The 23,887-nt window shown below is 72.0% G+C and carries 26 protein-coding genes; 13 read left to right on the top strand and 13 right to left on the bottom strand.

The genetic code is table 11. The features are described 5' to 3' along the window. Nucleotides 1–4 precede the first annotated feature (4 nt). Together IF28_RS0105030 and IF28_RS0105025 are read right to left on the bottom strand one after the other, a co-directional pair. Nucleotides 5–868, bottom strand: a complete 864-nt coding sequence (locus IF28_RS0105030) for a phosphatidylinositol-specific phospholipase C/glycerophosphodiester phosphodiesterase family protein (RefSeq protein WP_030214469.1) — start codon at nt 866–868, stop codon at nt 5–7. Between the two features lie 309 nt (nt 869–1,177). Then, on the bottom strand, nt 1,178–1,885 hold the full coding sequence (locus IF28_RS0105025; protein ID WP_030214467.1) for an SDR family oxidoreductase: 708 nt from the start codon (nt 1,883–1,885) through the stop codon (nt 1,178–1,180). A 61-nt stretch (nt 1,886–1,946) separates the two neighbouring features. Between IF28_RS0105025 and IF28_RS0105020 the strand changes: the two genes are divergently transcribed. Both IF28_RS0105020 and IF28_RS0105015 read left to right on the top strand, forming a co-directional pair. Further along, nucleotides 1,947–2,333 (top strand): MerR family transcriptional regulator, encoded by a 387-nt coding sequence (locus tag IF28_RS0105020; RefSeq protein ID WP_030214464.1) that lies wholly within the window; start codon nt 1,947–1,949, stop codon nt 2,331–2,333. 205 nt (nt 2,334–2,538) lie between these two features. Continuing rightward, nucleotides 2,539–2,718, top strand: coding sequence for a hypothetical protein (locus tag IF28_RS0105015; RefSeq protein WP_030214461.1), 180 nt, complete (start codon nt 2,539–2,541; stop codon nt 2,716–2,718). Between the two features lie 122 nt (nt 2,719–2,840). Here the strand turns inward: IF28_RS0105015 and IF28_RS0105010 are convergent, their stop codons facing one another. The 4 genes from IF28_RS0105010 to IF28_RS0104995 form a co-directional block, all read right to left on the bottom strand. Continuing rightward, complete coding sequence (locus tag IF28_RS0105010) at nt 2,841–3,929, bottom strand: acyl-CoA dehydrogenase family protein (protein WP_030214458.1); 1,089 nt, start codon at nt 3,927–3,929, stop codon at nt 2,841–2,843. Then, entirely contained in the window at nt 3,926–5,107 is a 1,182-nt protein-coding gene (locus IF28_RS0105005; RefSeq protein ID WP_030214450.1) for an acyl-CoA dehydrogenase family protein, read from the bottom strand. The genes IF28_RS0105010 and IF28_RS0105005 overlap by 4 nt, the downstream gene beginning before the upstream one ends. After that, the gene (locus IF28_RS0105000) at nt 5,104–6,081 is read right to left on the bottom strand and encodes an NADPH:quinone oxidoreductase family protein (RefSeq protein WP_030214447.1); all 978 of its coding nucleotides are present in this window, start codon (nt 6,079–6,081) and stop codon (nt 5,104–5,106) included. Before IF28_RS0105000 ends, IF28_RS0105005 begins: the two co-directional genes overlap by 4 nt. Nucleotides 6,082–6,206: 125 nt before the next feature. Further along, nucleotides 6,207–6,782, bottom strand: a complete 576-nt coding sequence (locus IF28_RS0104995) for a helix-turn-helix domain-containing protein (RefSeq protein ID WP_030214444.1) — start codon at nt 6,780–6,782, stop codon at nt 6,207–6,209. Between the two features lie 77 nt (nt 6,783–6,859). Here IF28_RS0104995 and IF28_RS0104990 point away from each other — a divergent pair, with 77 nt between their 5' ends. The 5 genes from IF28_RS0104990 to IF28_RS0104970 all read left to right on the top strand — a co-directional run bounded on the left by IF28_RS0104990 (nt 6,860) and on the right by IF28_RS0104970 (nt 11,579). Beyond that, a complete protein-coding gene (locus IF28_RS0104990; protein WP_030214431.1) occupies nt 6,860–7,804 on the top strand; it encodes an NAD(P)/FAD-dependent oxidoreductase in 945 nt (314 codons plus the stop codon). Nucleotides 7,805–7,854: 50 nt separating this feature from the next. Beyond that, nucleotides 7,855–9,393, top strand: coding sequence for an ATP-dependent DNA ligase (locus tag IF28_RS0104985; protein WP_030214429.1), 1,539 nt, complete (start codon nt 7,855–7,857; stop codon nt 9,391–9,393). Then, nucleotides 9,390–9,854 (top strand): NUDIX domain-containing protein, encoded by a 465-nt coding sequence (locus IF28_RS0104980; protein ID WP_030214428.1) that lies wholly within the window; start codon nt 9,390–9,392, stop codon nt 9,852–9,854. The genes IF28_RS0104985 and IF28_RS0104980 overlap by 4 nt, the downstream gene beginning before the upstream one ends. A 77-nt stretch (nt 9,855–9,931) precedes the next feature. Then, complete coding sequence (locus IF28_RS0104975) at nt 9,932–11,317, top strand: NADP-dependent succinic semialdehyde dehydrogenase (RefSeq protein WP_030214427.1); 1,386 nt, start codon at nt 9,932–9,934, stop codon at nt 11,315–11,317. Nucleotides 11,318–11,342: 25 nt separating this feature from the next. Further along, nucleotides 11,343–11,579, top strand: a complete 237-nt coding sequence (locus IF28_RS0104970; RefSeq protein ID WP_030214426.1) for a DUF6213 family protein — start codon at nt 11,343–11,345, stop codon at nt 11,577–11,579. 73 nt (nt 11,580–11,652) lie between these two features. On the opposite strand, the gene IF28_RS0104965 is transcribed toward IF28_RS0104970, so the two are convergent. Further along, on the bottom strand, nt 11,653–12,309 hold the full coding sequence (locus IF28_RS0104965) for a transcriptional regulator (protein WP_030214425.1): 657 nt from the start codon (nt 12,307–12,309) through the stop codon (nt 11,653–11,655). A 103-nt stretch (nt 12,310–12,412) separates the two neighbouring features. Then, entirely contained in the window at nt 12,413–13,639 is a 1,227-nt protein-coding gene (locus tag IF28_RS0104960) for an acyl-CoA dehydrogenase family protein (protein WP_030214424.1), read from the bottom strand. A 173-nt stretch (nt 13,640–13,812) separates the two neighbouring features. Here IF28_RS0104960 and IF28_RS0104955 point away from each other — a divergent pair, with 173 nt between their 5' ends. Then, nucleotides 13,813–14,454, top strand: a complete 642-nt coding sequence (locus IF28_RS0104955; protein ID WP_030214422.1) for a TetR family transcriptional regulator — start codon at nt 13,813–13,815, stop codon at nt 14,452–14,454. 86 nt (nt 14,455–14,540) lie between these two features. On the opposite strand, the gene def is transcribed toward IF28_RS0104955, so the two are convergent. Next, a complete protein-coding gene (gene def, locus IF28_RS0104950) occupies nt 14,541–15,086 on the bottom strand; it encodes a peptide deformylase (RefSeq protein WP_030214419.1) in 546 nt (181 codons plus the stop codon). A gap of 146 nt (nt 15,087–15,232) precedes the next feature. On the opposite strand from def, the gene IF28_RS0104945 reads away from it, so the two are divergent. The 5 genes from IF28_RS0104945 to IF28_RS0104925 all read left to right on the top strand — a co-directional run bounded on the left by IF28_RS0104945 (nt 15,233) and on the right by IF28_RS0104925 (nt 19,775). After that, entirely contained in the window at nt 15,233–16,471 is a 1,239-nt protein-coding gene (locus IF28_RS0104945) for a Mur ligase family protein (protein WP_030214415.1), read from the top strand. Nucleotides 16,472–16,496: 25 nt separating this feature from the next. Further along, nucleotides 16,497–17,225, top strand: coding sequence for a type 1 glutamine amidotransferase (locus IF28_RS0104940; protein WP_030214412.1), 729 nt, complete (start codon nt 16,497–16,499; stop codon nt 17,223–17,225). Between the two features lie 189 nt (nt 17,226–17,414). Continuing rightward, nucleotides 17,415–18,440, top strand: coding sequence for a 6-phosphofructokinase (locus IF28_RS0104935; protein ID WP_030214411.1), 1,026 nt, complete (start codon nt 17,415–17,417; stop codon nt 18,438–18,440). Nucleotides 18,441–18,545: 105 nt separating this feature from the next. After that, nucleotides 18,546–19,496, top strand: a complete 951-nt coding sequence (locus IF28_RS0104930) for a cytochrome c oxidase assembly protein (RefSeq protein WP_030214410.1) — start codon at nt 18,546–18,548, stop codon at nt 19,494–19,496. Nucleotides 19,497–19,586: 90 nt separating this feature from the next. Beyond that, on the top strand, nt 19,587–19,775 hold the full coding sequence (locus IF28_RS0104925) for a membrane protein (protein WP_030214409.1): 189 nt from the start codon (nt 19,587–19,589) through the stop codon (nt 19,773–19,775). Nucleotides 19,776–19,799: 24 nt separating this feature from the next. Here the strand turns inward: IF28_RS0104925 and IF28_RS0104920 are convergent, their stop codons facing one another. From IF28_RS0104920 to IF28_RS0104905, 4 genes are read right to left on the bottom strand one after another with little or no spacing between them, the layout of a single operon-like run. Then, nucleotides 19,800–21,005, bottom strand: a complete 1,206-nt coding sequence (locus IF28_RS0104920) for a sensor histidine kinase (protein WP_030214408.1) — start codon at nt 21,003–21,005, stop codon at nt 19,800–19,802. Next, nucleotides 21,002–22,714 (bottom strand): cation acetate symporter, encoded by a 1,713-nt coding sequence (locus tag IF28_RS0104915; protein ID WP_030214407.1) that lies wholly within the window; start codon nt 22,712–22,714, stop codon nt 21,002–21,004. Before IF28_RS0104915 ends, IF28_RS0104920 begins: the two co-directional genes overlap by 4 nt. A 14-nt stretch (nt 22,715–22,728) precedes the next feature. After that, entirely contained in the window at nt 22,729–23,088 is a 360-nt protein-coding gene (locus IF28_RS0104910; protein WP_030214406.1) for a hypothetical protein, read from the bottom strand. 14 nt (nt 23,089–23,102) lie between these two features. Then, nucleotides 23,103–23,876, bottom strand: coding sequence for a LytR/AlgR family response regulator transcription factor (locus IF28_RS0104905; protein WP_030214405.1), 774 nt, complete (start codon nt 23,874–23,876; stop codon nt 23,103–23,105). Between the last annotated feature and the right edge of the window lie 11 nt (nt 23,877–23,887).

Raw genomic sequence — 23,887 nt, 5'->3', positions numbered from 1 at the left:
GGTGTCACGCCCTCCGGTGGGCGTCGAGGAAGGCTTCCAGGCCCGCGAGGTCGTCGGTGTTGAGGTGGTCGACGTCCGCCGCCACCAGTTCGCCCCAGAGTGCGTCGCGGGCGGGGCCGGGCAGGTCCGGGGTGGCCCAGAACCGAACGCGTTGCCCGCGCGTGTGGGCGGTGCCCACGATGGCGCGCAGTTTCCGGCGCTCCGCCTCCGGGAAGGCGCCCACGCCCTGCCAGCTGAAGCTGAGCGTCCAGTTGTCGCTGATCAGTGGGACGAAGGAGGCGGGTGCGGTGGTGCCGAGGTCGGTGAGCCGACCGTCGTAGAAGGCGCGGCGCACCCGCTGGGCCTCCATCGGCGGGCGGGCCGCGCGGTCGCCGGAGACGACGACGGTGACCGCCCCGGGCAGCACCCTGCCGTGCGCACAGGTGGTGAACAGATGGCCGTAGCGACGCAGTTGGCGGTCGAGTTCGAGATAGGCGGCCGCCCCCTCGGTCTTGATGTCGACCAGCAGCTGGAGCGGCTCGTGGTACCCGCGGTACACGGATCCGCGGTTGGCCCGCACGCGCGCGGCGAGCGGGTCGAGGTACAGGGACCTCAGCGTGCGGGACGGGTCGAGGTCCACGGGGTCGTGGGCGACGAGGAGTTGACCGTCGACCAGGTAGATGTCGGCCTCGACGCTGCCGAAGCGGTGGTCGAGGGCGTCGAGGAGGGGGCGTGGGTGCTCGTAGTCGTTGTGGGCGTGGGCGCGCCACAACGGGCGGGGCCGGTGCCTCTGTTCGCCGGCCAGCGCCTGCGCGGCGGGCAGCACGACGGTGCCGGCGAGGGCGGCGCCGAGGGTGGTGAGGGCTCTGCGACGGGTGGTGAGGGCCATGCTCTGCCTCCCTGGAAGGGCCGTACGGGACCATGGAGAGTATGAGGTCCGGTGGTGGCCAAGGAGCAGGGTGGTGCGGTGAGTTGGCCGATCCGCCGTCGGTCGTTCACCTCACCGGAGCAGGGCGCGCGGAAGAAGCCCGTCCCTGGAGGGACGGGCTTCTTCGCCCGATCGTGGTACTGATCCCCGTCCGGGCGACCTCATGTTCATGCCGAAAGGCGGGCCCGGTGCGGGATGCGCCTGGGGAAGGCAGTGGTGGACCAGGGCTTCAAGGCCGGATGAACGTCATCGATCTCCTGGCCCCTGTGGTCAGGCGTTCAGGAACTGCTGGAACTGCTTGTCGAAGTCGCGGGGATCCTTGCTCAGCGACGCCTTGACCATCGCGGTGAACTCGTCGACGACCACCTCGAACGCATCGGTCTGGACACCGTCGAGGGCGAGGCGGGCGACATCGGCCGGGGCCGTCTTGGGTACGTCCAGGCCCTTCACCATGTCCGTGTCGGCTGCTCCGAGGTGGACCGAGACGACACTGGTGCCCTGCCCGGCCAGTTCCTGACGCAGGGCGTTGCCCATGCTCCAGACCGCGGCCTTCGAGACCGCGTAGGCGCTGCTGCCGGGGAAGACGAACCAGGACGCCGACGAGGCGATGTTCACCATGGCGCCCCCGCCGTTCGCCGCGAGGACCGGCGCGAACGCGCGGGCCATGGACAGCGTGCCCCAGAAATTCACGTCCAGCACGGCGCGGACGGCCTCCAGGTCGCCGAGCAGGGTGCCTCCTGGGATCCCGGCGTTGTTGACGAGCAGGTCGACGTCGTCCGCCGCGCGGGCCGCCGCCGCGACGGCGGCCGGATCGGCGATGTCCAGGGCGAGGACCTCCACGCCATCGAGGTCGATCGATTCGGGTCGACGGGCGGTTGCGTAGACCTTCGCACCCCGCTCGACGAGCTGGGCGGCGAGGTGGCGGCCGATGCCGCGGCTGGCTCCGGTGACGAGCGCGGTGGCTCCGTGGATGTTCATACGGCGTACGCTAAAACCTCACGTCGACGTGAGGATCAAGTCCCAACCGCCGGGAGGCGCCATGCGTATCGGAAAAGTGGCCGAAGGCGCCGGGGTCAGCGTCCGTGCGCTGCGGTACTACGAAGAGCAGGGGCTCGTCGTCGCCGACCGCAGCCCCAGCGGCCACCGGCGGTATCCCGAGTCCGCCGTCGAGCGGGTGAGGTTCATCCAGCTTCTCTACTCGGCCGGGCTGAGCAGCAAAGCCATCCTGCAGGTTCTGCCCTTCCTGGACACCCTCGTCGCGACCCCGCGGATGACACAGCGGCTCAAGGACGAACGCGACCGCATCCGGACCCAGATCGACGACCTGACCAGGGCTCACGACCGGCTTGAGGAGCTGATCGGCCTCGCGACCGAGTCCGCGACCTCCCCAGCCACCTGCTCGACGAGCCTGGATGCCGCCACATGAGCAGCTGAACTTCGCGGCTTCCGCGAGCAGTGAGGAGGCCGTGGGCAACGGCGCGGCGAGGGCGAGCGGACGACGGCGGGCGGGCCGATGCGGGTGACGACGGGCGGGCGTCGGTGCCGCCTGCCGCAGGGCCGCCACGGCCAAGGCCGTTCTGGCTCTGGCCGAGCGGGGAATCCGCTCGGGTCTGGTCCGGCTGCCGCGCACCGTGCACGCCGAGGGAGACCACGGCCTGATCGCCATGCTGGTCGGCTTCGACCGGCAGCTGGGCGACCTGCTCGGCGGCGACCAGCCCGCCTTCAGCGCCGCCACCCGCGAGCTGCTGGGCTGGGAACCGTCCGGGCCGACGCTGATCGAGGACCTCGAGGCCGGCTACTGCACCTCCTGATTCCCGAGCCGGTCTCCTCCGGACGGTCCCGCACCGACCCGCGGACCTGGCCACCACCCGTAAGGCCGTCGCCGGACTCGCACCGGCTGGAGGCCACCCCTCACCCGGGCCGGACGAGGCCGCTACCGCAAACGGACCTGAGGCCCCCTCAGGTCGACCAGTTCCGCGAGCGCCTCGCGGTGGGCGCCGGCCGTGCCGTAGGCGATCGAGTCGGCCTTGGCGCGCTTGAGATGGAGGTGCACCGGGTGTTCCCAGGTCATCCCGATACCGCCGTGCAGTTGCAGTGCCTCCTCCGCGGCGCGGACCGCGACGGGTGCGGCGTAGGCCTGGGCGACGGTCACCGCCACGTCGGTGTCCTCGCCGGTGGCGAGAGCGTCGGCGGCGTTCCGGGCGGCGGCGCGGAGGCTGACGACCTCGAGCCACAGCTGGGCGAGCCGGTGCTTGACCGCCTGGAAGCCGCCCACCGGACGGTTGAACTGCTTGCGGTCCTTCAAGTGGGCGACGGTCTCCGTCAGCGACCATTCGGCCAGCCCGAGTTGTTCCGAGGCGAGCAGTCCCGCACCGGCCCGCAGGGCGCGGCGCACGGCGGGTCCGGCCTCGCCGAGCAGCCGCCCGGGGGCGCCGTCGAGCACGACGGTCGCGAGCGGCCGGGTCAGGTCCAGGGCAACCTGGGGGACGATCGTGACGGCGGCGGCGTCGACCGCGTACAGGCCGCCGTCGTCGGCGGGCACCAGCAACACGTCGGCGACGACCGCGTCCGCGATGCCGGTCAGCTCGCCGTGCAGGCCGCCGTTCTCCAGCCGTACGGTCCTGTGGGCGCCACCCGCCGGAACGTTGAGGGCGACGGCGAGCGCGCCGATCGCCGTGGCGGACGCCAGCCGGGAGAGCAGGTCGTCGGCGCCGCACTCCAGCAGCGCCTCCGTGGCGACGACGGCGCTGGTGAGATACGGGACGGGCGCGACCGCACGCCCCAGCTCCTCGAGGACGACCGCGGCTTCCCGGTGCGTGGCGCCCTGCCCGTCCAGTTCCTCCGGGATCAGCAGGCCCGCGAGGCCCATGGCGCCGGCCAGCGACTTCCACAGCGCGAGGTCGTGCGGGGTGTCCGACTCGGTGCGGGCGATGACGCCCGCCGCGTCGCAGTGGTCGGTGAGCAGGTCCCGGACGGCGGCGCGCAGCGCCTCTTCCTCCTCCGCGTACAGAAGATCGCTCATCGGGCCAGGTCCTTCCATGCGACGTCCTTGTCGGTGCGCGGCTCGGTGGGCAGGCCCAGAACGCGCTCGGCGACGATGTTCAGCAGGACCTCGCTGGTCCCGCCCTCGATGCTGTTCCCCTTGGAGCGGAGGTAGCGGTAGCCGGCGTCGCGGCCGGTGAAGTCGACCAGTTCCGGGCGGCGCATGGTCCAGTCGTCGTACAACAGGCCCTCCTCGCCGCGCAGTTCCACCTCCAGGCCGCTGATCTCCTGGTTGAGGCGGGCGAAGGCGAGCTTCATGCCGGCGCCCTCGGGGCCGGGGTGCCCGGCGACGAGCTGCTGGCGCAGGCGTTCGCCGGTGAGCCGGGCGACCTCGGCCTCGACCCAGAGCTTCAGCAGCCGCTGGTGGAGGTCGTGGGTGCGCAGTTCCGGGCGTTCGCGCCAGGTCCTGGCGACCGGGCCGATCATGCCGCCCTCGCGGGGCAGCCGCATGCCGCCGATGGCGACGCGTTCGTTGTTGAGGGTGGTCTGCGCGACCTTCCAGCCGTCGCCGGTCTCCCCGAGGCGGTGGGCGTCGGGGATGCGGACGCCGGTGAGGAACACCTCGTTGAACTCGGCCTCACCGGTGATCTGGCGCAGCGGCCGCACCTCGACGCCGGGATCCGTCATGTCGCAGACGAAGTAGGTGATCCCCCGGTGCTTGGGCACGTCCGGGTCGGTGCGGGCGATGAGGATGGCCCAGCGGGCGAGATGGGCGCTGGACGTCCACACCTTCTGCCCGTCGACCACCCAGTCCTCGCCCTCACGGACGGCGCGGGTGCCGAGGGCGGCCAGGTCTGATCCGGCGCCGGGCTCGCTGAACAGCTGGCACCAGACCTCCTCGCCGGTCCACAGAGGCTTGAGGAAGCGGCGCTTCTGGTCCTCCGTGCCGTACCGCAGGATCGTCGGCGCGGCCATGCCGAGCCCGATGCCGATGCGGCGCGGATCGTTGTCGGGCGCCCCGGCGGCTTCCAGTCCGGCGTCCACGACGGCCTGGAGGGAGCGCGGGAGTCCGAGTCCGCCGAGCCCTTCGGGGAAGTGCACCCAGGCCAGTCCGGCGTCGAAGCGGGCGCGCAGGAAGTCCAGGCGCTCCGTGCCGGCCGGGGGATGCGCGGCGAGGAGGTCCTGGGTACGGCGGCGCAGTTCGGCGGCGTCGGTCATGCGGCGGCTCCGTTCTCCGTCGAGGGCAGCACGGCGACACGTCCGGTGGTGAGGCCGTCGGCGACCCGCTGTACGGCGTCGGCGGCCCCGGCGAGCGGTACGCGTTCACTCACCAGCGGCTTGATCGCGCCCCGCGCGGCGAGTGCGGTGAGCTGCTCGTGGCAGTGCTGGACCAGCTTCGGGTTCCTGGTGTTGTACAGGCCCCAGTGCAGGCCGAGGATCGCGTAGTTCTTGACGAGGGCGTGGTTCAGGGCGGGGCTGGGGATGGACCCGCTCGCGAAGCCGACGACGACGATCCGGCCCTCGAAGGCGACGGCCTTCGCGGACTGGGCGTACGCCGGACCGCCGACGGGGTCGTAGACCACATCGGCGCCCCGGCCGCCGGTGGCCTCCTTCACGGCGGCGACGACGTCCTGCTCGCGCCGGTCGATCACCACGTCGCAGCCCAGTCCGCGGGCGACGGACGCCTTCGCGGCGCCGCCGACCACGCCGATGACGGTGGCGCCGGCGGCCTTGCCGAGCTGTACGGCCGCGCTGCCGACCCCGCCTGCGGCGGCGTGGACGAGGAGGGTCTCGCCGGCCTCCAGGCGGGCCCTGCGGTGCAGGCCGAACCAGCCGGTCTGGTAGCCGATGTGCAGGGCGGCGGCCTCGGCGTCGTCCAGCGCTTCGGGCGCGGGCAGCAGTGCGGCGGCGTCCGCGACGGCGTACTCGGCGAAACCGCCGTACGGCAGCGCGGGGTTGGCGATCACGCGGCGCCCGTCCCCGGTCTCGCCGCAGATCTCCACGCCCGGCGTGAACGGCAGCGGCGGCCTGACCTGGTACTGGCCCCGGCACATCAGCGCGTCCGGGAAGTTGATGTTGGCGGCGCGCACCTTCAGCAGGACCTGCCCGTCAGCGGGCTTTGGCCGCGCCACCTCCGCGAGACGCATCACCTCGCCCGGCTCGCCGAGCTCGTGCACTTGCCATGCCTGCATGCGGGGCCTCCACGGGAGCGTGAACGTCGTGTTCGCCTGACCGGGTCCACCGCATACTAAGCGGTCGCTTGCCGATCAGGGAAGCGTCCGTCACGCGCGGCGGGATCGCCCGGCCGCCGCGTCCGTCACGCCCGCTTGGGCCGCGCCCGCACGTGCATCCGCTCCCCCTGCGCACCGAACAGGCTGAGGAACTCCACGGGCCCCTCCCCCGTCGACCCGAACCAGTGCGGCACCCGCGTGTCGAACTCGGCCGCCTCCCCCGCCACCAGCACCACGTCGTGCTCGCCGAGCACCAGGCGCAGCTTCCCCGACATCACGTACAGCCACTCGTAGCCCTCGTGGGTACGCGGCTCGGGTTCGAGCTTCCGCTGCGGTTCGACCACCTTGTACGCCTGGAGCCCGCCGGGCTGCCGGGTGAGCGGCCAGAAGGTGCGGCCGTAGCGCTGGATCGGCTGGGAGGCACGGATGCGCGGGTCACCGACCGGCGGCGCGCCGACCAGCTCGTCCAGCGGCACCTGGTGGGCCTGCGCGATCGGCAGCAGCAGCTCCAGACTGGGTTTACGCAGTCCCGACTCCAGCCGGGAGAGCGTGCTGACGGAGATGCCGGTCGCCTCGGAGAGCGCGGCGAGGGTCACCTCCCGCTCCTTCCTGATCCGCCGCAGCCGGGCGCCCACTTCCGCCAGAACATCGTCCGTAGTCATACCGATATTGCAGGTTCGGCAAAGTTGTTTGTCAATACGGCAGTGCCCGGGCGACTGTCGTCCTGGAGGTGGTCACGATGAACGGGACATACGGGACCGAGACCTACGACGTGGTCGTGGTCGGAGGCGGAGCGGCGGGGCTGTCCGCCGCGCTGGTGCTCGGCCGGGCGCGGAACCGGGCGCTGGTCGTCGACGCGGGCGAGCCGCGCAACGCGCCGTCGTCGCACATGCAGGGCTATCTGTCGCGGGACGGGATGTCCCCGGCCGAGTTCCTGGCGCTGGGCCGGGACGAGATCGCGCGCTACGGCGTGGAGCTCGTCCGGGACCGGGTCACGGACGTCACCCGGGACGGGGACTTCACCGTCGTACTCGACAGGGGACCGGCCGTACGCGCCCGGCGGCTGATCGTGGCGACCGGGCTGAAGGACGAGATGCCGGATGTCCCCGGGGTCGCCGAGCGGTTCGGGCGGGACGTGCTGCACTGCCCCTTCTGCCACGGCTGGGAGGTGCGCGACGAGCCGTTCGGGGTGCTCGCGTCGAGCGCGATGAGTGTGCACCAGGCGCTGATGGTGTCCCAGTGGTCGAAGGACGTCACCCTCTTCCTGCACCGGGTCGCCGAGGCGGAGCTGTCCGACCAGGATCTGCGCCGGCTCGCCGCCGCCGGCGTCGGTGTGGTGTCCGGGGAGGTCGCGGAGCTGGTGGCCGAGGACGACCGGCTCACCGGGGTGCGGCTGGCCGACGGCAGCACACACGCCCGTTCGGTGGTCTTCGTCGCGCCGCGTCCCATTCCGCAGACGGGCCTGCTGGAGCGGCTGGGCGCCGAGATGAACGAGACCCCGTTCGGGGCGTACCCGGTCGTCGACCCGACCGGTCTGACCACGGTGCCCGGGGTGTGGGCGGCGGGCAACGCGATCGGCTTCGCCGAGCAGGTGGTGCACGCGGCGAGCGGCGGATACCGCGCGGCGGCCGCGATCGTGGGGGACCTGCGGATGAGCGACCTGGACGCGGCGGTGGAGGGGTAGACGCGCACGGCCGGGGTGTGGAGCGCCGGCCTCCGTAGCACCATGGCTGCATGCTGCTGTCCCGGCTGGCCCGTGTGTCCCAGGAGGTCGCCGCCGCTTCGGCGCGGTCCCGGAAGATCGCCCTGCTCGCCGAGCTGTTCCGGGAGGCGGAGCCGGACGATGTGCCGGTGGTCATCCCGTATCTGGCGGGACGGCTGCCGCAGGGCCGTATCGGGGTCGGCTGGAAGGTGCTGAGCCGTCCGGTCGCCCCGGCCGGCGAGCCCTCCCTGACGGTGCGCGAGGTCGACGCGCTGCTCACCGCGCTCGGCGAGGTGTCCGGTCCGGGGTCGCAGACCGAGCGGGCCCGGCTGGTCGGCGAGCTGCTGGCCGCCTGCACCGGGGACGAGCAGCGGTTCCTGTTCGGGCTGCTCACCGGCGAGGTCCGGCAGGGCGCCCTGGACGCGGTCGCGGTGGAGGGGCTGGCGCAGGCCACGGACGCGCCGGCGACGGACGTACGGCGGGCCGTGATGCTGGCGGGCTCGCTGCAGACGGTGGCCGGGGCGCTGCTGGCGGACGGTCCAAGAGCGCTGGAGCGGTTCCGGCTCACCGTCGGCCGCCCGGTGCTGCCGATGCTGGCGCACAGCGCCTCCTCGGTCGCGGAGGCGGTCGGGAAGCTGGGGGTCTGCGCGGTCGAGGAGAAGCTCGACGGCATCCGCGTCCAGGTGCACCGCGACGGCGACACCGTACGCGTACACACGCGCACCCTCGACGACATCACCGACCGGCTGCCGGAAGTGACGGCGGCGGCCCGGGAGTTGCAGGGCGACCGGTTCATCCTGGACGGCGAGGTCATCTCCTTCGACGAGAACGGCCGCCCCCGCTCCTTCCAGGAGACCGCCGGACGTGTCGGCTCCCGGGTGGACGTGGCCGCGGCCGCGCGGGAGGTCCCGGTCTCCCCCGTCTTCTTCGACGCGCTCTGTGTCGACGGCCGCGACCTGCTGGACCTCCCCTTCACCGAGCGGCACGCGGAACTGGCCCGGCTGGTCCCCGGACCCATGCGGGTGCGCCGCACCCTCGTGTCGGGGCCCGGGGACCTGGGCACCGCGGAGGAGTTCCTCGCCGGGACACTGGAACGCGGCCACGAGGGTGTCGTCGTCAAGGGCGTGGACGCCCCCTACAGCGCGGGCCGGCGCGGCGCCTCCTGGCTGAAGGTGAAACCCGTGCACACGCTCGACCTGGTGGTGCTGGCCGCCGAGTGGGGCCACGGCCGCCGCACCGGGAAGCTCTCCAATCTGCATCTGGGCGCCCGCACCGCCGACGGCGGCTTCGCCATGCTCGGCAAGACCTTCAAGGGCATGACGGACGCGATGCTGACCTGGCAGACCGCACGGCTGCGGGAGCTCGCGGTCGAGGAGAGCGGATACGTCGTGACGGTACGGCCCGAACTCGTCGTGGAGATCGCCTACGACGGCCTCCAGCGCTCCACCCGCTACCCGGCCGGGGTCACCCTGCGTTTCGCCCGCGTGATCCGCTACCGCGAGGACAAGCGCCCCGAGGACGCCGACACGGTCGAGTCCCTGCTCGCCGCGCACCCCGGGGTACGGCCGTGAAGGGTACCCGCAGCGCCGGACTGCTGTTGTTCCGGCACACCGCTCAGGGCATCGAGGTGTTGCTCGGCCATCTGGGCGGCCCGTTCTTCGCCCGGCGTGAATCCGGGGCGTGGACGGTGCCGAAGGGCGAGTACGACCCCTCCGAGCCGGCCTGGGAGGCGGCACGCCGCGAGTTCCGGGAGGAGCTGGGGCTGGCCCCGCCGGACGGGAAGGCCATCGCGCTCGGGGAGGTCCGGCAGGCGGGCGGCAAGACCGTCACGGCGTGGGCGGTGGAGGCCGATCTCGATCCGGCGGCGATCATCCCCGGCACCTTCACGATGGAGTGGCCGCCGCGGTCGGGGCGGACGGCGGAGTTCCCGGAACTCGACCGGGTGGCGTGGTTCCCCCTGGACCGGGCCCGCGAGGTGATCGTCTCCGCCCAGAGCGCGTTTCTCGACCGCCTGGCGGAGCACTCGCCCTGAGGAGACCTTCCCGCGTTGCGCCGCCCACCGCCGCGCGGGAAGGTCAAAAAGCACAGCCTGCTCCAGGGAGGTCAGCGATGCACATCGCCACCGTGAATCCGGCGACCGGTGAGACGGTCAAGACGTACCACCCGATGGACGAGGAGGAGATCGGGCACCGGATCCAGCTCGCGGAGGCCACCTTCCGGACGTACCGGACGACCTCCTTCGAGGAGCGCGCCCGTCTGATGCACCGGGCCGCCGAGCTCCTCGACGAGGACCGCGAGTCCATCGGCCGGGTGATCACCACGGAGATGGGCAAGCCGGTGAAGCAGGCCCGCGCGGAGGCCGCGAAGTGCGCCAAGGCGATGCACTGGTACGCCGATCACGCGGCGGAGCTCCTCGCCGACGAGGAACCCGACGCCTCCGACGTGCGGGACTCCGGCGCCTCCCGGGTCCTGGTGCGCTACCGGCCGCTCGGCCCCGTGCTCGCCGTGATGCCCTGGAACTTCCCGCTGTGGCAGGTGGTGCGGTTCGCCGCGCCCGCCCTGATGGCGGGCAACGTCGGCCTGCTCAAGCATGCCTCGAACGTGCCGCAGACCGCCCTGTACCTGGAGGACCTGTTCCACCGCGCGGGTTTCACCGAGGGCTGCTTCCAGACCCTCCTCATCGGCTCCGCCGCCGTCGACGACATCCTGCGCGACGAGCGGGTGAAGGCGGCCACCCTCACCGGAAGCGAGCCCGCGGGTCGCGCGGTCGCCTCCGCCTGCGGAGAAATGATCAAGAAGACGGTGCTGGAACTGGGCGGCAGCGACCCGTACGTGGTCATGCCCTCCGCCGATCTGGACCGGGCCGCCGAGGTGGCGGTCACCGCGCGGACGCAGAACACGGGACAGTCCTGTATCGCCGCCAAGCGGTTCATCGTGCACACGGACGTCTACGACGCCTTCGCCGAGCGTTTCACGGCCGGCATGAAGGCGCTGAAGGTCGGCGACCCGATGGAGGAGGAGACCGACGTCGGCCCGCTCTCCAGTGAGAGGGGCCGCGCCGATCTCGAGGAACTGGTCGACGACGCCGTACGCACGGGTGCGACCGTGCTGTGCGGCGGTGAGCGCCCCGAGGGGCCCGGCTGGTTCTATCCGCCGACCGTGCTCGCCAGTATCGACCGGGAGATGCGCGTCCACCGCGAGGAGGCCTTCGGCCCGGTCGCCACGCTGTACCGCGCGGCGGACATCGACGAGGCCGTCCTGATCGCCAACGACACCGACTTCGGGCTGAGTTCCAACGTCTGGACCCGCGACGAGGCCGAGGTCGACCGGTTCGTACGGGATCTGGAGGCGGGCAGTGTGTACGTCAACGGGATGACGGCGTCCCATCCGGCGTTCCCGTTCGGCGGGGTCAAGCGGTCCGGGTACGGGCGTGAGCTGTCCGGGCACGGAATCCGGGAGTTCTGCAACATCACCACGGTTTGGCAGGGTGCGTGATGTCCGCGCGGCTACGATCCCGAGTGTGAACCGCGAAGTGACTCTGCCTCTGATCGTCGACGACCGCGGGACCTTGCAGGTTGCCGCCGCCGATGTCAGCAAGCTGCTGCGTACGGTGGGCGGGCGGTGGGTCCGGCTGGTGGAGGCGGGGGAGGAAGGGCTGGACGAGGACACGGTCGCCGCGTTGACCATCGAGCTTGCGAAGTTGGCCGACCGGATCGACGTTGCCTGTATCGCCCACAGCAGTGGGGGTGCCTCCTAGTCTCGCGAGTGCGGGCCGGATGTGGCCGGTCGCGCCCCACGCGGCCCAGCCGCATGGCGAAAGCCCCGCGTACCTAGGCGAGTTCTGCCAGCGTCGTCCAGAAAGCCGCCTCGTAGGCCTGGAGCAGCCGGGCTTGCCGGCGTGCGCGGTTCTCGTCGAGGCGGCCTTCCTCCAAGGCCGTCCGGACCGCCTTCATGGCCGCCTCGTCGAGATCGGGGGCCGGTTCCGCGAAGAAGTCGAAGAAGGCGCAGGACTCGTCCGTGAAGCCGTAGTGGGTGCGCAGGGCCTTGGCGATCGTCGCGCAGTAGCCGCCCCAGGCGGAGAAGTTCACCGTGAGGGCGAGGACGGCGTCCGCCGGTTCGGCGTTGAGGGCCAGCCAGGCGACGTACGCGGGGTAGGACTGGCAGCCCGGCAGGGGGGTGTACGCGTTCGCCCGGGTCTCGTTCACGCCGCACGCGGCCGCGAACGTCCTCAGGTGTTCCGCCGCCAGGGTCTCGCCCTCGGCCAGGGCGGTGAAAAAGGCGGCCGGCTCCGGGTCGGAGCGCTTCGCCAGGTGCAGGAAGGCGCGGCGGTCCGCCGGGATCACCCAGCGCTGTTCCAGGGCCAGCGTGGTCAGGACCGTGGGGTCCGCCTCGCCGCGGGCGATCAGGGGGACCAGCGGGTTGGAGCGCGGGTCGGGGGCGAGTTCCCCGGTGGCCGTCTCCAGCAGGTCCCGGGCCGTGCGTGTCATCGCGTCCTCCGTCACGTCGGTCACGCACCAGGCTTCCCCCGGAGCCGCGCAGGGGTAACCCGGCGGTGCCGCCCGCACCGCCGGGTCGCTCGGGTGGCCGTACTCAGCGGATCGGCATGCCCGACAGGGTGCGGGCGATGACCAGGCGCTGGATCTCGCTCGTGCCCTCGAAGATGGTGTAGATCGCGGCGTCGCGGTGCATGCGCTCCACCGGGTACTCGCGGGTGTAGCCGTTGCCGCCGAGGATCTGTATGGCCTGCGCGGTGACCTTCTTGGCGGTCTCGCTGGCGAACAGCTTGGACATCGAGCCCTCGGCCGCGGTGAACGGCTTGCCGTTGATCGCCATCCAGGAGGCGCGCCACACCAGCAGGCGGGCGGCGTCGATCTGGGTGCGCATGTCGGCGAGCTGGAAGGCGACACCCTGGTTGTCGATGATCGGGCGGCCGAACTGCTCACGCGTGGTGGCGTACTCCAGGGCGACCTCGTACGCCGCGCGGGCGGTGCCGACCGCCATGGCGCCGACGGCGGGACGGGAGGCCTCGAAGGTGGCCATCGCGGCGTTCTTCACGCGTTCGCCGCCCTTCTTGGCCTTCTCCCGGGCGCGGGCGAGACGCGCGTCCAGCTTCTCCTTGCCGCCGAGCAGGCAGGAGCCGGGCACGCGCACGTTGTCGAGGACGACCTCGGCGGTGTGCGAGGCGCGGATGCCGTGCTTCTTGAACTTCTGGCCCTGGGACAGGCCCGGGGTGCTCGGCGGGACGATGAAGGAGGCGTGGCCCTTGGAGCCGAGTTCGGGGTCGACCACCGCGACCACGACGTGCACGTTGGCGATGCCGCCGTTGGTCGCCCAGGTCTTGGTGCCGTTGAGCACCCACTCGTCCTTGGCCTCGTCGTACACCGCGCGGGTGCGCATCGAGGCCACGTCGGAGCCGGCGTCGGGCTCGGAGGAGCAGAACGCGGCGACCTTGACGTCGCTCGCGTCGCCGTACATCTGGGGGATCCAGGTGCCGATCTGCTCCTCGGTGCCGTTGGCGAGGACGCCCACGGCGGCGAGGCCGGTGCCGACGATCGACAGGGCGATGCCGGCGTCGCCCCAGAAGAGCTCCTCCATGGCCATGGGAATGCCGAGGCCGCTTGCGTCGAAGTACTGCTGGGCGTAGAAGTCCAGGGAGTAGATGCCGACCTTGGCGGCCTCCTGGATGACCGGCCAGGGAGTCTCCTCACGCTCGTCCCATTCGGCGGCCGCGGGGCGGATCACATCGGCGGCGAAGCCGTGCAGCCAGTCCCGGACCTCCTTCTGTTCGTCGTTGAGCTCCATGGTGAACTCGGCCATGACCCCTCCAGCGGCAGCACACGTGCATGTTACTTGCGGTAACCCCGAGTCTGTTACCGGCGGGTAGGAAAAGTCAACTCCCCTGGCGCCCTCGGCATCCCGTTCGATGGCCTCGGCACCTTCAGTGTTAGTTTGCGCAGGCGTCACCGAACCAGCACGGGTGGGGAGAACTCATGGACACCACACAGCGGACCGATCAGCAGACGTCCGCCGAGCGACGCCGGCGCGAGCTGCTGGAGGCCGCCGACCGGGTGGTGCTGCGCGACGGCCCGGGGGCCTCGATGAACGCGATCGCCGCCGAGGCCGGCATCACCAAGCCGATCCTCTACCGGCACTTCGGGGACAAGGGAGGACTCTACGCCGCCCTGGCCAAACGGCACACCGACGCGCTGCTGGACTCGCTGCGGGCCGCGCTGGACGCCCCGGCGGACCGCCGCGAGCGGGTCGAGGCGACCCTCGACACCTACCTGTCGGCGATCGAGGCCCGGCCTCAGGTGTACCGGTTCCTGATGCATCCGGCGGAGGAGACCCAGAGCGACCAGGGCTTCGACGTCGGCAAGCACTCGGCACCGCTGCTGCGGCGCATGGGCGAGGAGCTGGCCCAGGTGATCGGGGAACGGCTGGACCTCGGGCCGGGCGGCCAGCAGCTGGCCCGGGTGTGGGGGCACGGCATCGTCGGCATGATGCACGCGGCCGGTGACTGGTGGCTCGGCGAACGCCCCTGCTCCCGGGCCGAGTTGGTCCGCAGCCTCGCCGACCTGCTCTGGGGCCGCCTGGCCGCCGCGGGCGACAAGGTCGGCGGCCCCGGCTTCTGAACACCGGGCGCCCGGTGCGCAGCGGCCGGGCCGGGCGGCACCCCGGGACGGACCCGGTGCCGGAGGAGGGCCGGGGTTCCGAATGGTCAGGGCTGCCGGTGCCAGGAAGCCCTGTTCGCCTGGCGCAGCAGTCTGCGGTGGCGCCGGCCGGTGAGGTGGTCGGCGTAGATCCTGCCCTCCAGGTGGTCGCACTCGTGCTGCAGGCACCGGGCGAAGAAGCCCGTGCCGTGGACGGTGACCGGTTCGCCGGTCACCGTGAAGCCCTCGACCACGGCATGGTCGTACCGCTCCGTGCCCGCCTCCAGGCCCGGCAGCGACAGACAGCCCTCCGGACCGCGCACCACCACCCCGTCCTTCTCGACGAGGCGCGGGTTCACCACATGGCCCAGGTGACGGACGTCCTCGTCGTCCGGGCAGTCGTAGACGAACACCCTGAGCGGCTCGCCGACCTGGTTGGCGGCCAGGCCCACGCCCCGCGCCGCGTACATCGTGGCGAACAAGTCGTCCACGAGGCGGGCCAGTTCCGGGCCGAAGTCGGTGACCTCCCGGCAGGGGGCGTGCAGCACGGGTTCGCCGAGCAGCGTGAGGGGCCGTACACGTCCGTGAACGCCGGGGATGGAGCCTTGTCGCATGCCTGTCAGAGTACGGTCCTTTCAGCAACGCCCGTCTCACAGTGGTGCCGCGGTTCTGGAGTGCGAACGGATCTCGATAGGCTGAGGTCTCACCACGTGGCCGTCAGGCACAGACGCGGCGCGTACGCAAGGAGGATCGAGAACTGATGGCAGGCAACTCGGACCCGCTCACGCCGCGGGCCAAGCTGGCCGTGACCGCGGGCAAGGCGGTCGCGGCGGCGTCCCGCGCCGCCGGGCGCGGCAGCGGTTCGGTGATCGGCGGCCGGGTGGCACTCAAACTCGACCCCGATCTCCTCGCCAGGCTCGCACAGCACCTGGACGTGACCCTGGTCTCCGCGACCAACGGCAAGACCACCACCACCCGGCTGATCGCCGAGGCCCTCAAGGCCGCGGGACCGGTCGTCTCCAACGCGCTCGGCGCCAACATGCCGGCCGGCATCACGTCGGCGCTGGCCGCCGGCGCGGAGGCCAGGTTCGGCGTCATCGAGGTCGACGAGAAGTACCTCGTGGGCGTCGCCCAGGCCACCGACCCCAAGTGCATCGCCCTGCTCAACCTCTCCCGCGACCAGCTGGACCGCGCCGCCGAGACCCGCATGCTCGCGGAGAACTGGCGCGAGGGCCTGTCCGGCTCCAAGGCCGTGATCGTCGCCAACGCCGACGACCCGCTGGTGGTGTGGGCCGCGTCCTCCTCCCCCAACGTGATCTGGGTCGCCGCCGGGCAGATGTGGAAGGACGACGCCTGGTCCTGCCCGTCCTGCGGCGGTGTGATGCAGCGCCCGGGCGACGACTGGTTCTGCGGCGAGTGCGGCTTCCGCCGGCCCACCCCGAGCTGGGCGCTCTCCGGCGACCACGTCCTCGACCCGCACGGCTCCGCCTGGCCGATCCACCTCCAGCTGCCGGGCCGCGCCAACAAGGCCAACGCGGCGAGCTCCGCCGCCGTCACCGCCGTCTTCGGGGTGCCGCCGCAGGTCGCCCTGGAGCGCATGTACCAGGTGCAGGCCGTGGCCGGCCGCTACGACGTGGTCCAGTTCGAGGGCCGTGATCTACGGCTGCTGCTCGCCAAGAACCCCGCGGGCTGGCTGGAGACGTTCTCGCTGATCGACCCGCCGCCGACCCCGGTGATCCTCTCGGTGAACGCGCGCGGCGCCGACGGCACCGACACCTCCTGGCTGTGGGACGTCGACTACACGCGGCTGACCGGCCACCCGATCTGTGTCGTCGGCGACCGGAAGCTGGACCTCGCGGTACGCCTGGAGGTCGCGAACCAGCAGTTCCAGGTCTGCGAGAACCTCGACCAGGCGGTGCAGCTGTGCCCGCCGGGACGGATCGAGGTCATCGCCAACTACACCGCGTTCCAGGACCTGCGCCGCCGCGTCGGCAACTGACCAACGACACCTGTGGGGACTTGAAGTGAGCGACAACCAGCTGCGGGTCGTGTGGATCTACCCTGACCTGCTCAGCACCTACGGCGACCAGGGCAACGTCCTCGTCGTGGAGCGCCGGGCGCGGCAGCGCGGCCTGGACGTGGCGCGGCTCGACGTGCGCAGCGACCAGCCGATCCCGACCTCCGGCGACATCTATCTGATCGGCGGCGGCGAGGACCGTCCGCAGCGGCTGGCCGCCGAGCGGCTGCGCCGCGACGGCGGTCTGCAGCGGGCGGTGGGCAACGGCGCCATCGTGTTCTCGGTCTGCGCCGGTTACCAGATCCTCGGCCACGAGTTCATCAACGACCTCGGCCAGCGCGAGCCCGGCCTCGGCCTGCTCGACGTGGTATCGGTCCGCGGCGAGGGCGCCCGGTGCGTCGGCGACGTGCTCGGCGACGTCAACCCGCAGCTGGGGCTGCCCCCGCTGACCGGGTTCGAGAACCACCAGGGCGTCACCCACCTGGGCCCCACGGCCCGCCCGCTCGCCCAGGTGCGCTTCGGCAACGGCAACGGCACGGGGGACGGTACGGAGGGCGCGTTCAACGAGACCGTCTTCGGCACCTACATGCACGGTCCCGTGCTCGCCCGCAACCCGCTGATCGCGGACCTGCTGCTGAAGCTGGCCCTCGACGTCAACGCGCTGCCGCCGACCGACGACCGCTGGTACGAGGCGCTGCGCAGCGAGCGCATCGAGGCGGCGCAGCAGCCCGCGTGAGACCCCGTCCGCCCGCGGACGGCCCCCCGTGCGACCGGCCCGTCTGACGGCTGGTCCGCACAGGTGAGCGGGGTCGTCCAGCAGGCGGACGCAAGGTGCGGTCCGGCCCCCCGTAGCGGCTAGGGTGGCGGGGATCGAGCCGGACGACGCGGTCCGGTCCGGCCCACATCGAGAAGGTTGTTTCGGGCTATGCGCATTGGTGTCCTCACGTCCGGCGGCGACTGCCCCGGCCTGAACGCCGTCATCCGGTCCGTCGTGCACCGCGCCGTCGTCGACCACGGCGACGAGGTCATCGGCTTCCGGGACGGCTGGAAGGGCCTCCTGGAGTGCGACTACCTCAAGCTCGACCTCGACGCGGTGAGCGGCATCCTCGCCCGCGGCGGCACGATCCTCGGCTCCTCCCGGGTACGTCCCGGGCATCTGCGGGACGGCGTGGAGCGGGCGAAGGGGCATGTGGCCGAGCTCGGCCTCGACGCGATCATCCCGATCGGCGGTGAGGGCACGCTGAAGGCCGCCCGGCTGCTGTCGGACAACGGGCTGCCGATAGTCGGTGTGCCGAAGACCATCGACAACGACATCGCCGTCACCGACGTCACCTTCGGCTTCGACACGGCCGTCGGCGTGGCCACCGAGGCCCTGGACCGGCTGAAGACCACCGCCGAGTCCCACCAGCGTGTGCTGATCGTCGAGGTCATGGGCCGGCACACGGGCTGGATCGCACTGCACTCCGGCATGGCGGCCGGCGCGCACGCCGTCGTCGTACCCGAGCGGCCCTTCGACATCGACGAACTCGCCGCGAAGGTCGGCGAGCGCTTCTCGGCCGGCAAGCGGTTCGCGATCGTGGTCGCCGCGGAGGGGGCCAAGCCGAAGTCCGGGACCATGGACTTCGACGAGGGCGGCAAGGACGTCTACGGCCATGAGCGGTTCGCCGGCATCGCCCGGCAGCTCTCCCTCGAACTGGAGGCCCGCCTCGGCAAGGAGGCGCGGCCGGTGATCCTCGGGCATGTGCAGCGCGGGGGGACACCCACCGCGTACGACCGGGTGCTGGCCACACGGTTCGGGTGGCATGCGGTGGAGGCGGTGCACCGGGGGGAGTTCGGGAAGATGACGGCCCTGCGGGGCACCGACATCGTGATGGTGTCGTTGGCGGAGGCGGTGGAGACGTTGAAGACGGTTCCGACGGACCGCTACGCGGAAGCGGAGTGTGTTCTCTAGCCGGGTTCGGCCCGGTCCCGACCCCGGTCACGGGTGTGGCCGGGGCCGGCCGTACTCTGAGTGCGGACAGATTGCGCAGAATCCGCACGAAACAGGAGCCGGTGGATGGATCACGGCGGGCACGGTACGACCATGGATCTGCCGCCGTTCACGCTGGGGCGGGGGCTCGGCTGGTCGGCGGATCCCTTCTTCCTGATCGCCTGCCTGCTGGGGCTGGCCCTGTACTGCTGGGGTGTCGTCCGGCTCGTGCGGCGCGGGGACAAGTGGCCGGTGGGCAGGACCGTCGCGTTCGTCACCGGTGTGCTGAGCATCGGGCTGATGATGTGCACCAGGCTGAACGAGTACGGCATGGTCATGTTCAGCGTGCACATGGTGCAGCACATGATGATCAGCATGGTGTCGCCGATCCTGATCCTGCTCGGCGCCCCGGTCACCCTGGCCCTGCGCGCGCTGCCGCCGGCCGGCCGGGGCCGCAAGGGGCCGCGGGAGCTGCTGCTGATGCTGCTGCACAGCCGCTACATGCGCGTCGTCACGCACCCGGTGTTCACCATCCCGATGTTCATCGCGAGCCTGTACGGTCTGTACTTCACTCCCCTGTTCGACTTCCTTATGGGCTCCACCACGGGGCACGTGGCGATGATGGTGCACTTCCTCGCCGTCGGCCTGGTCTTCTTCTGGCCGATCATGGGCGTGGACCCGGGCCCGCACCGGCCGGGCTATCTGATGCGGATGCTGGAGCTGTTCGCGGGCATGCCGTTCCACGCGTTCTTCGGCATCGCGCTGATGATGGCGTCCACGCCGATGGTCACGACCTTCGAGAACCCGCCCGGTTCGCTCGCCGTCGACGCGCTGTCCGACCAGAACGCGGCCGGCGGCATCGCCTGGGCGTTCAGCGAGGTCCCCTCCGTGCTGGTGCTGATCGCGCTGCTGTTCCAGTGGTACGCCTCGGACCAGCGGCAGGCCAAGCGCTCGGACCGCGCGGCGGACCGGGACGGGGACAAGGAGCTGGAGGCGTACAACGCCTATCTGGCCTCGTTGAACGCCCGCGGAAACTGAGCCTGCCCGAACGTTTGTCGCCTTCCGCGCCGTAAAGGAGGCGGAACGGGGGCACCATGGAGTGAGCCGCACGATGAGGAGGGTGTTGCGATGCCCGGTTCCACGAACGGTTTCTCCGACGGTGACAGCTCGACGAAGGCCATGGGGGTGCTCACCGTCGGTGCCCTGGTCGCCGTGACCGCGTACACGGTGGCGCTCGGCAGCAACGGCTGGCTGTGGTTCGGCTGGGTCGTCCTGGGACTGATCACCTTGGGAATGGTGGCCACCCGCAGCGCCTGACGAACCGGTCCGGGGCGGCCCGCCTCACTTGGGGGAGAGCCGCCCCGTCAGGTGGACGCCCGGCTGGTACTTCGGCAGCCGGACGGTGATCCTCATACCGGCACCCACGGCGGTCTCGATGACGAGGCCGTGGTCGTCGCCGTAGACCTGGCGGAGCCGGTCGTCGACGTTGGACAGTCCGATGCCGCCGGTGGGGCTGACCTCGCGGGCGAGGATGCGGCGGAGCAGGCCGGGGTCCATTCCGGCGCCGTCGTCCTCGATGACGACGAGGGCCTCGGCGCCGGCGTCCTGGGCGGTGATCTGGATGTGGCACTTGTCGGCCTTGCCCTCCAGCCCGTGCTTGACGGCGTTCTCCACCAGCGGCTGGAGGCAGAGGAAGGGCAGCGCGACCGGCAGCACCTCGGGGGCGATCTGCAGGGTGACGGAGAGCCGGTCGCCGAACCGTGCCCGTACGAGCGCCAGGTAGTGGTCGATGGCGTGGAGTTCGTCGGCGAGGGTGGTGAAGTCGCCGTGCCGGCGGAACGAGTAGCGGGTGAAGTCGGCGAACTCCAGGAGCAGTTCCCGGGCCCGTTCCGGGTCGGTGCGCACGAACGAGGCGATCACGGCCAGTGAGTTGAAGATGAAGTGCGGGGAGATCTGCGCCCGCAGCGCCCTGATCTCGGCCTCGATGAGGCGGGTACGGGACTGGTCGAGGTCGGCGAGTTCCAGCTGGACGGAGACCCAGCGGGCGACCTCCCCCGCCGCCCGGACCAGGACCGCGGACTCGCGGGGCGCGCAGGCGACGAGCGCGCCGTGCACCCGGTCGTCGACGGTGAGCGGCGCGACCACGGCCCAGCGGACCGTGCAGTCGGGGGTGTCGCAGGTGAGCGGGAAGGCCTCGCCGCGGCCGGTGTCGAGGGGGCCGGTGAGGCGTTCCATGATCTCGGTGCGGTGATGGGACCCGGCGCCGTCCCAGACGAGGACCTGGTCGCGGTCGGTGAGGCACAGGGCGTCCGTGCCCAGCAGGGAGCGCAGTTTGCGGGCGGACTTGCCGGCGGTCTCCTCCGTGAGGCCGGCCCGGAGCGGGGGTGTGGCCAGGGAGGCGGTGTGCAGCGCCTCGAAGGTGGCGTGCTCGACGGGGGTGCCGAGTCCGGCGAGGCTGGTGGGCCGGGCGGTGCGCCGGCCGATCCAGAATCCGGCGGCCAGCAGGGGCAGAACGGCGACGAGGAGACCGGCGAGGAAGCCGCTCATGCGGACACCTCCGTACGCAGTTCCTCCGGCAGGTGGAAGCGGGCCAGCACCGCGGCCGTGCCGGGCGGTACCCGGCCGGGCGTGGCCAGCGAGACCAGGATCATGGTGAGGAAGCCCAGCGGCACCGACCAGAGCGCCGGCCAGGCGAGCAGGGCGTGCAGCGGGCCGTCGCCCGGATAGCCGGCCATGGTGGCGGCGACGGCGACGAAGGCGGAGCCGCCGCCCACCAGCATCCCGGCCGCCGCGCCGGGCGGGGTGAGCCGGCGCCACCAGATGCCGAGGACGAGCAGCGGGCAGAACGACGAGGCGGAGACGGCGAAGGCGAGCCCCACGGCGTCGGCCACCGGCAGTCCGCCGACCAGGAGGCTCGCCCCGAGGGGTACGGCCATGGCGAGGACGGTACCGAGCCGGAAGTGGCGTACGCCGCGGGTGGGGAGCACGTCCTGGGTGAGGACGCCGGCCACGGCCATGGTGAGCCCGGAGGCCGTGGACAGGAACGCGGCGAAGGCGCCCCCGGCGACCAGCGCGCCCAGGAGGTCGCCGCCCGTCCCGCCGATCATGCGGCCGGGCAGCAGCAGGACGGCGGCGTCCGCGTCGCCGGTGAGGGTGAGCTCGGGGGCGTACAGCCGGCCGAGGGCGCCGTAGACGGGCGGGAGGAGGTAGAAGGCGCCGATCAGGCCGAGGACCGCGACGGTGGTGCGGCGGGCGGCGACGCCGTGCGGGCTGGTGTAGAAGCGGACCACGACGTGGGGCAGGCCCATGGTGCCGAAGAAGGTGGCGAGGATCAGCCCGTACGTGGCGTACAGCGGGCGTTCCTCGCGGGACTCGGCGCGGGAGGGCGAGAGGGCGTCGTCGGCGCCGCGTCCGGCGGCGGGGACCTCGGCGCCCTCGGCGAAGGTGAGCCGGGTGCCGCCGTCGATGCGGTGGGGGCCCGCGGACAGGGCGGTCTCGGTGCCGTCGAGGTCGCGGCCGTCGACGGTGCCGTCCACCGTGACGGTGAGCGGCGCGGTGAGCCGCAGGTCCAGGGTGTCGTCGATCCGTACCACCCGCTGTTCGCGGAAGGCGGCCGGTTCGTCGAAGGCGTGGCTGGGGGCGCCGTCGCTCTGCCAGGCGGCGATCAGGAAGAGGGCGGGGACGAGCAGTGCGGTGAGCTTCAGCCAGTACTGGAAGGCCTGGACGAAGGTGATGCTGCGCATGCCGCCCGCGCCGACGATGACGGTGACCACCACGGCGACGATCACCCCGCCGAGCCAGTCGGGCGCGCCGGTGAGGACGGTCAGGGTGAGCCCCGCGCCCTGGAGCTGCGGCAGCAGGTACAGCCAGCCCACGCCGACGACGAAGGCGCCCGCGAGCCGCCGTACCGTCTGCGAGGCCAGGCGGGCCTCCGCGAAGTCGGGCAGCGTGTAGGCGCCGGAGCGGCGCAGCGGTGCGGCGACGAACAGCAGCAGCACCAGATAGCCGGCGGTGTAGCCGACCGGGTACCAGAGCATGTCCGGACCCTGGACGAGGACGAGTCCCGCGATGCCGAGGAAGGAGGCGGCGGAGAGGTACTCGCCGCTGATGGCGGCCGCGTTGAGGCGGGGGCCGACGGTGCGGGAGGCGACGTAGAAGTCGGAGGTGGTGCGGGAGATGCGCAGGCCGAAGGCGCCGACGAGGACGGTCGCGAGGGCGACGAGGGCGACGGCGGTGACGGCGTAGGCGGAGTTCACGGCGGCGGGCGGCCTCAGCGGTCTTCGACGAGCCGCACGAAGTCGCGTTCGTTGCGTTCGGCGCGGCGGACGTACCAGCGGGCGAGCAGGACGAGCGGGGGGTAGAGCCCGAAGCCGAGCACGGCCCACTCCAGGCGGCGGGCGTCCGGGGCGGCGGCGAAGACCAGCGGCAGCGGGCCGATGAGCAGGGCGAGGACGGCGAACACGGTGAGTCCGGTGCGCAGTTGGATGCGCATGAGGGAGCGGACGTAGGTGTGGCCGAGGGTGGTCTGCTCGTCGATCTCGGTGCGCGGGCGGTAGTAGCCGGAGGAGCGGCGGGCGCGGCGGGGCGGGCCGGTGACGACCACCCGGCGTTCGGTCGGGTCCTGAGGCATGTCGTCCCCCGCGCCTAGCTCGTGGTCCGGCGCATCAGCAGGTCCCGCAGTTCGCGGGCGTGCCGCCTGCTGACCTGGAGTTCCTCGGAGCCGATCAGGACGCTCACGGTGCCCGCGTCGAGCCGGAGTTCGCCGATGTGGCGCAGCGCGACCAGATGGCGGCGGTGGATGCGGACGAAGCCGCGCGAGCGCCAGCGCTCCTCCAGGGTGGACAGCGGGATCCGTACGAGGTGGCTGCCCCGGTCGGTGTGCAGGCGGGCGTAGTCGCCCTGGGCCTCGACGTGGGTGATGTCGTCGACGGCGACGAAACGGGTCACGCCGCCGAGTTCGACGGGTATGTGGTCGGGGTCGGGTTCGTGCACGGGGATGCGCGGCGCGGCGGCGTCGCGCTGTGCGGCGGCGCGCAGCTCGACGACGCGGCGGACGGCCTCGGCGAGGCGTTCCTTGCGCACGGGTTTGAGGACGTAGTCGGCGGCCTTGAGGTCGAAGGCCTGGACGGCGAAGTCCTCGTGGGCGGTGACGAACACGATGAGCGGGGGCCGGGCGAACCCGGTGAGCAGCCGGGCCAGGTCGAGGCCGTCGAGGCCGGGCATCTGGATGTCGAGGAAGACGACGTCGACGGCGTCGGGCCCGTCGGGTCCCGATTCCAGGGCGCGGTTGATGCGGCGCAGGGCGTCGGTGGCGTCGCCGGCGCCCTCGGCGCTGTCGATACGGGGGTCGGCGTTGAGCAGGTAGAGCAGCTCCTCCAGTGAGGGGCGTTCGTCGTCGACGGCGAGGGCGCGCAGCATGAAGGTGGAGT

It is taken from the genome of Streptomyces sp. NRRL WC-3626, from assembly GCF_000718785.1.
Classification (GTDB): Bacteria; Actinomycetota; Actinomycetes; order Streptomycetales; family Streptomycetaceae; genus Streptomyces; species Streptomyces edwardsiae.
This window is presented reverse-complemented; position numbering and strand designations above follow the sequence as displayed.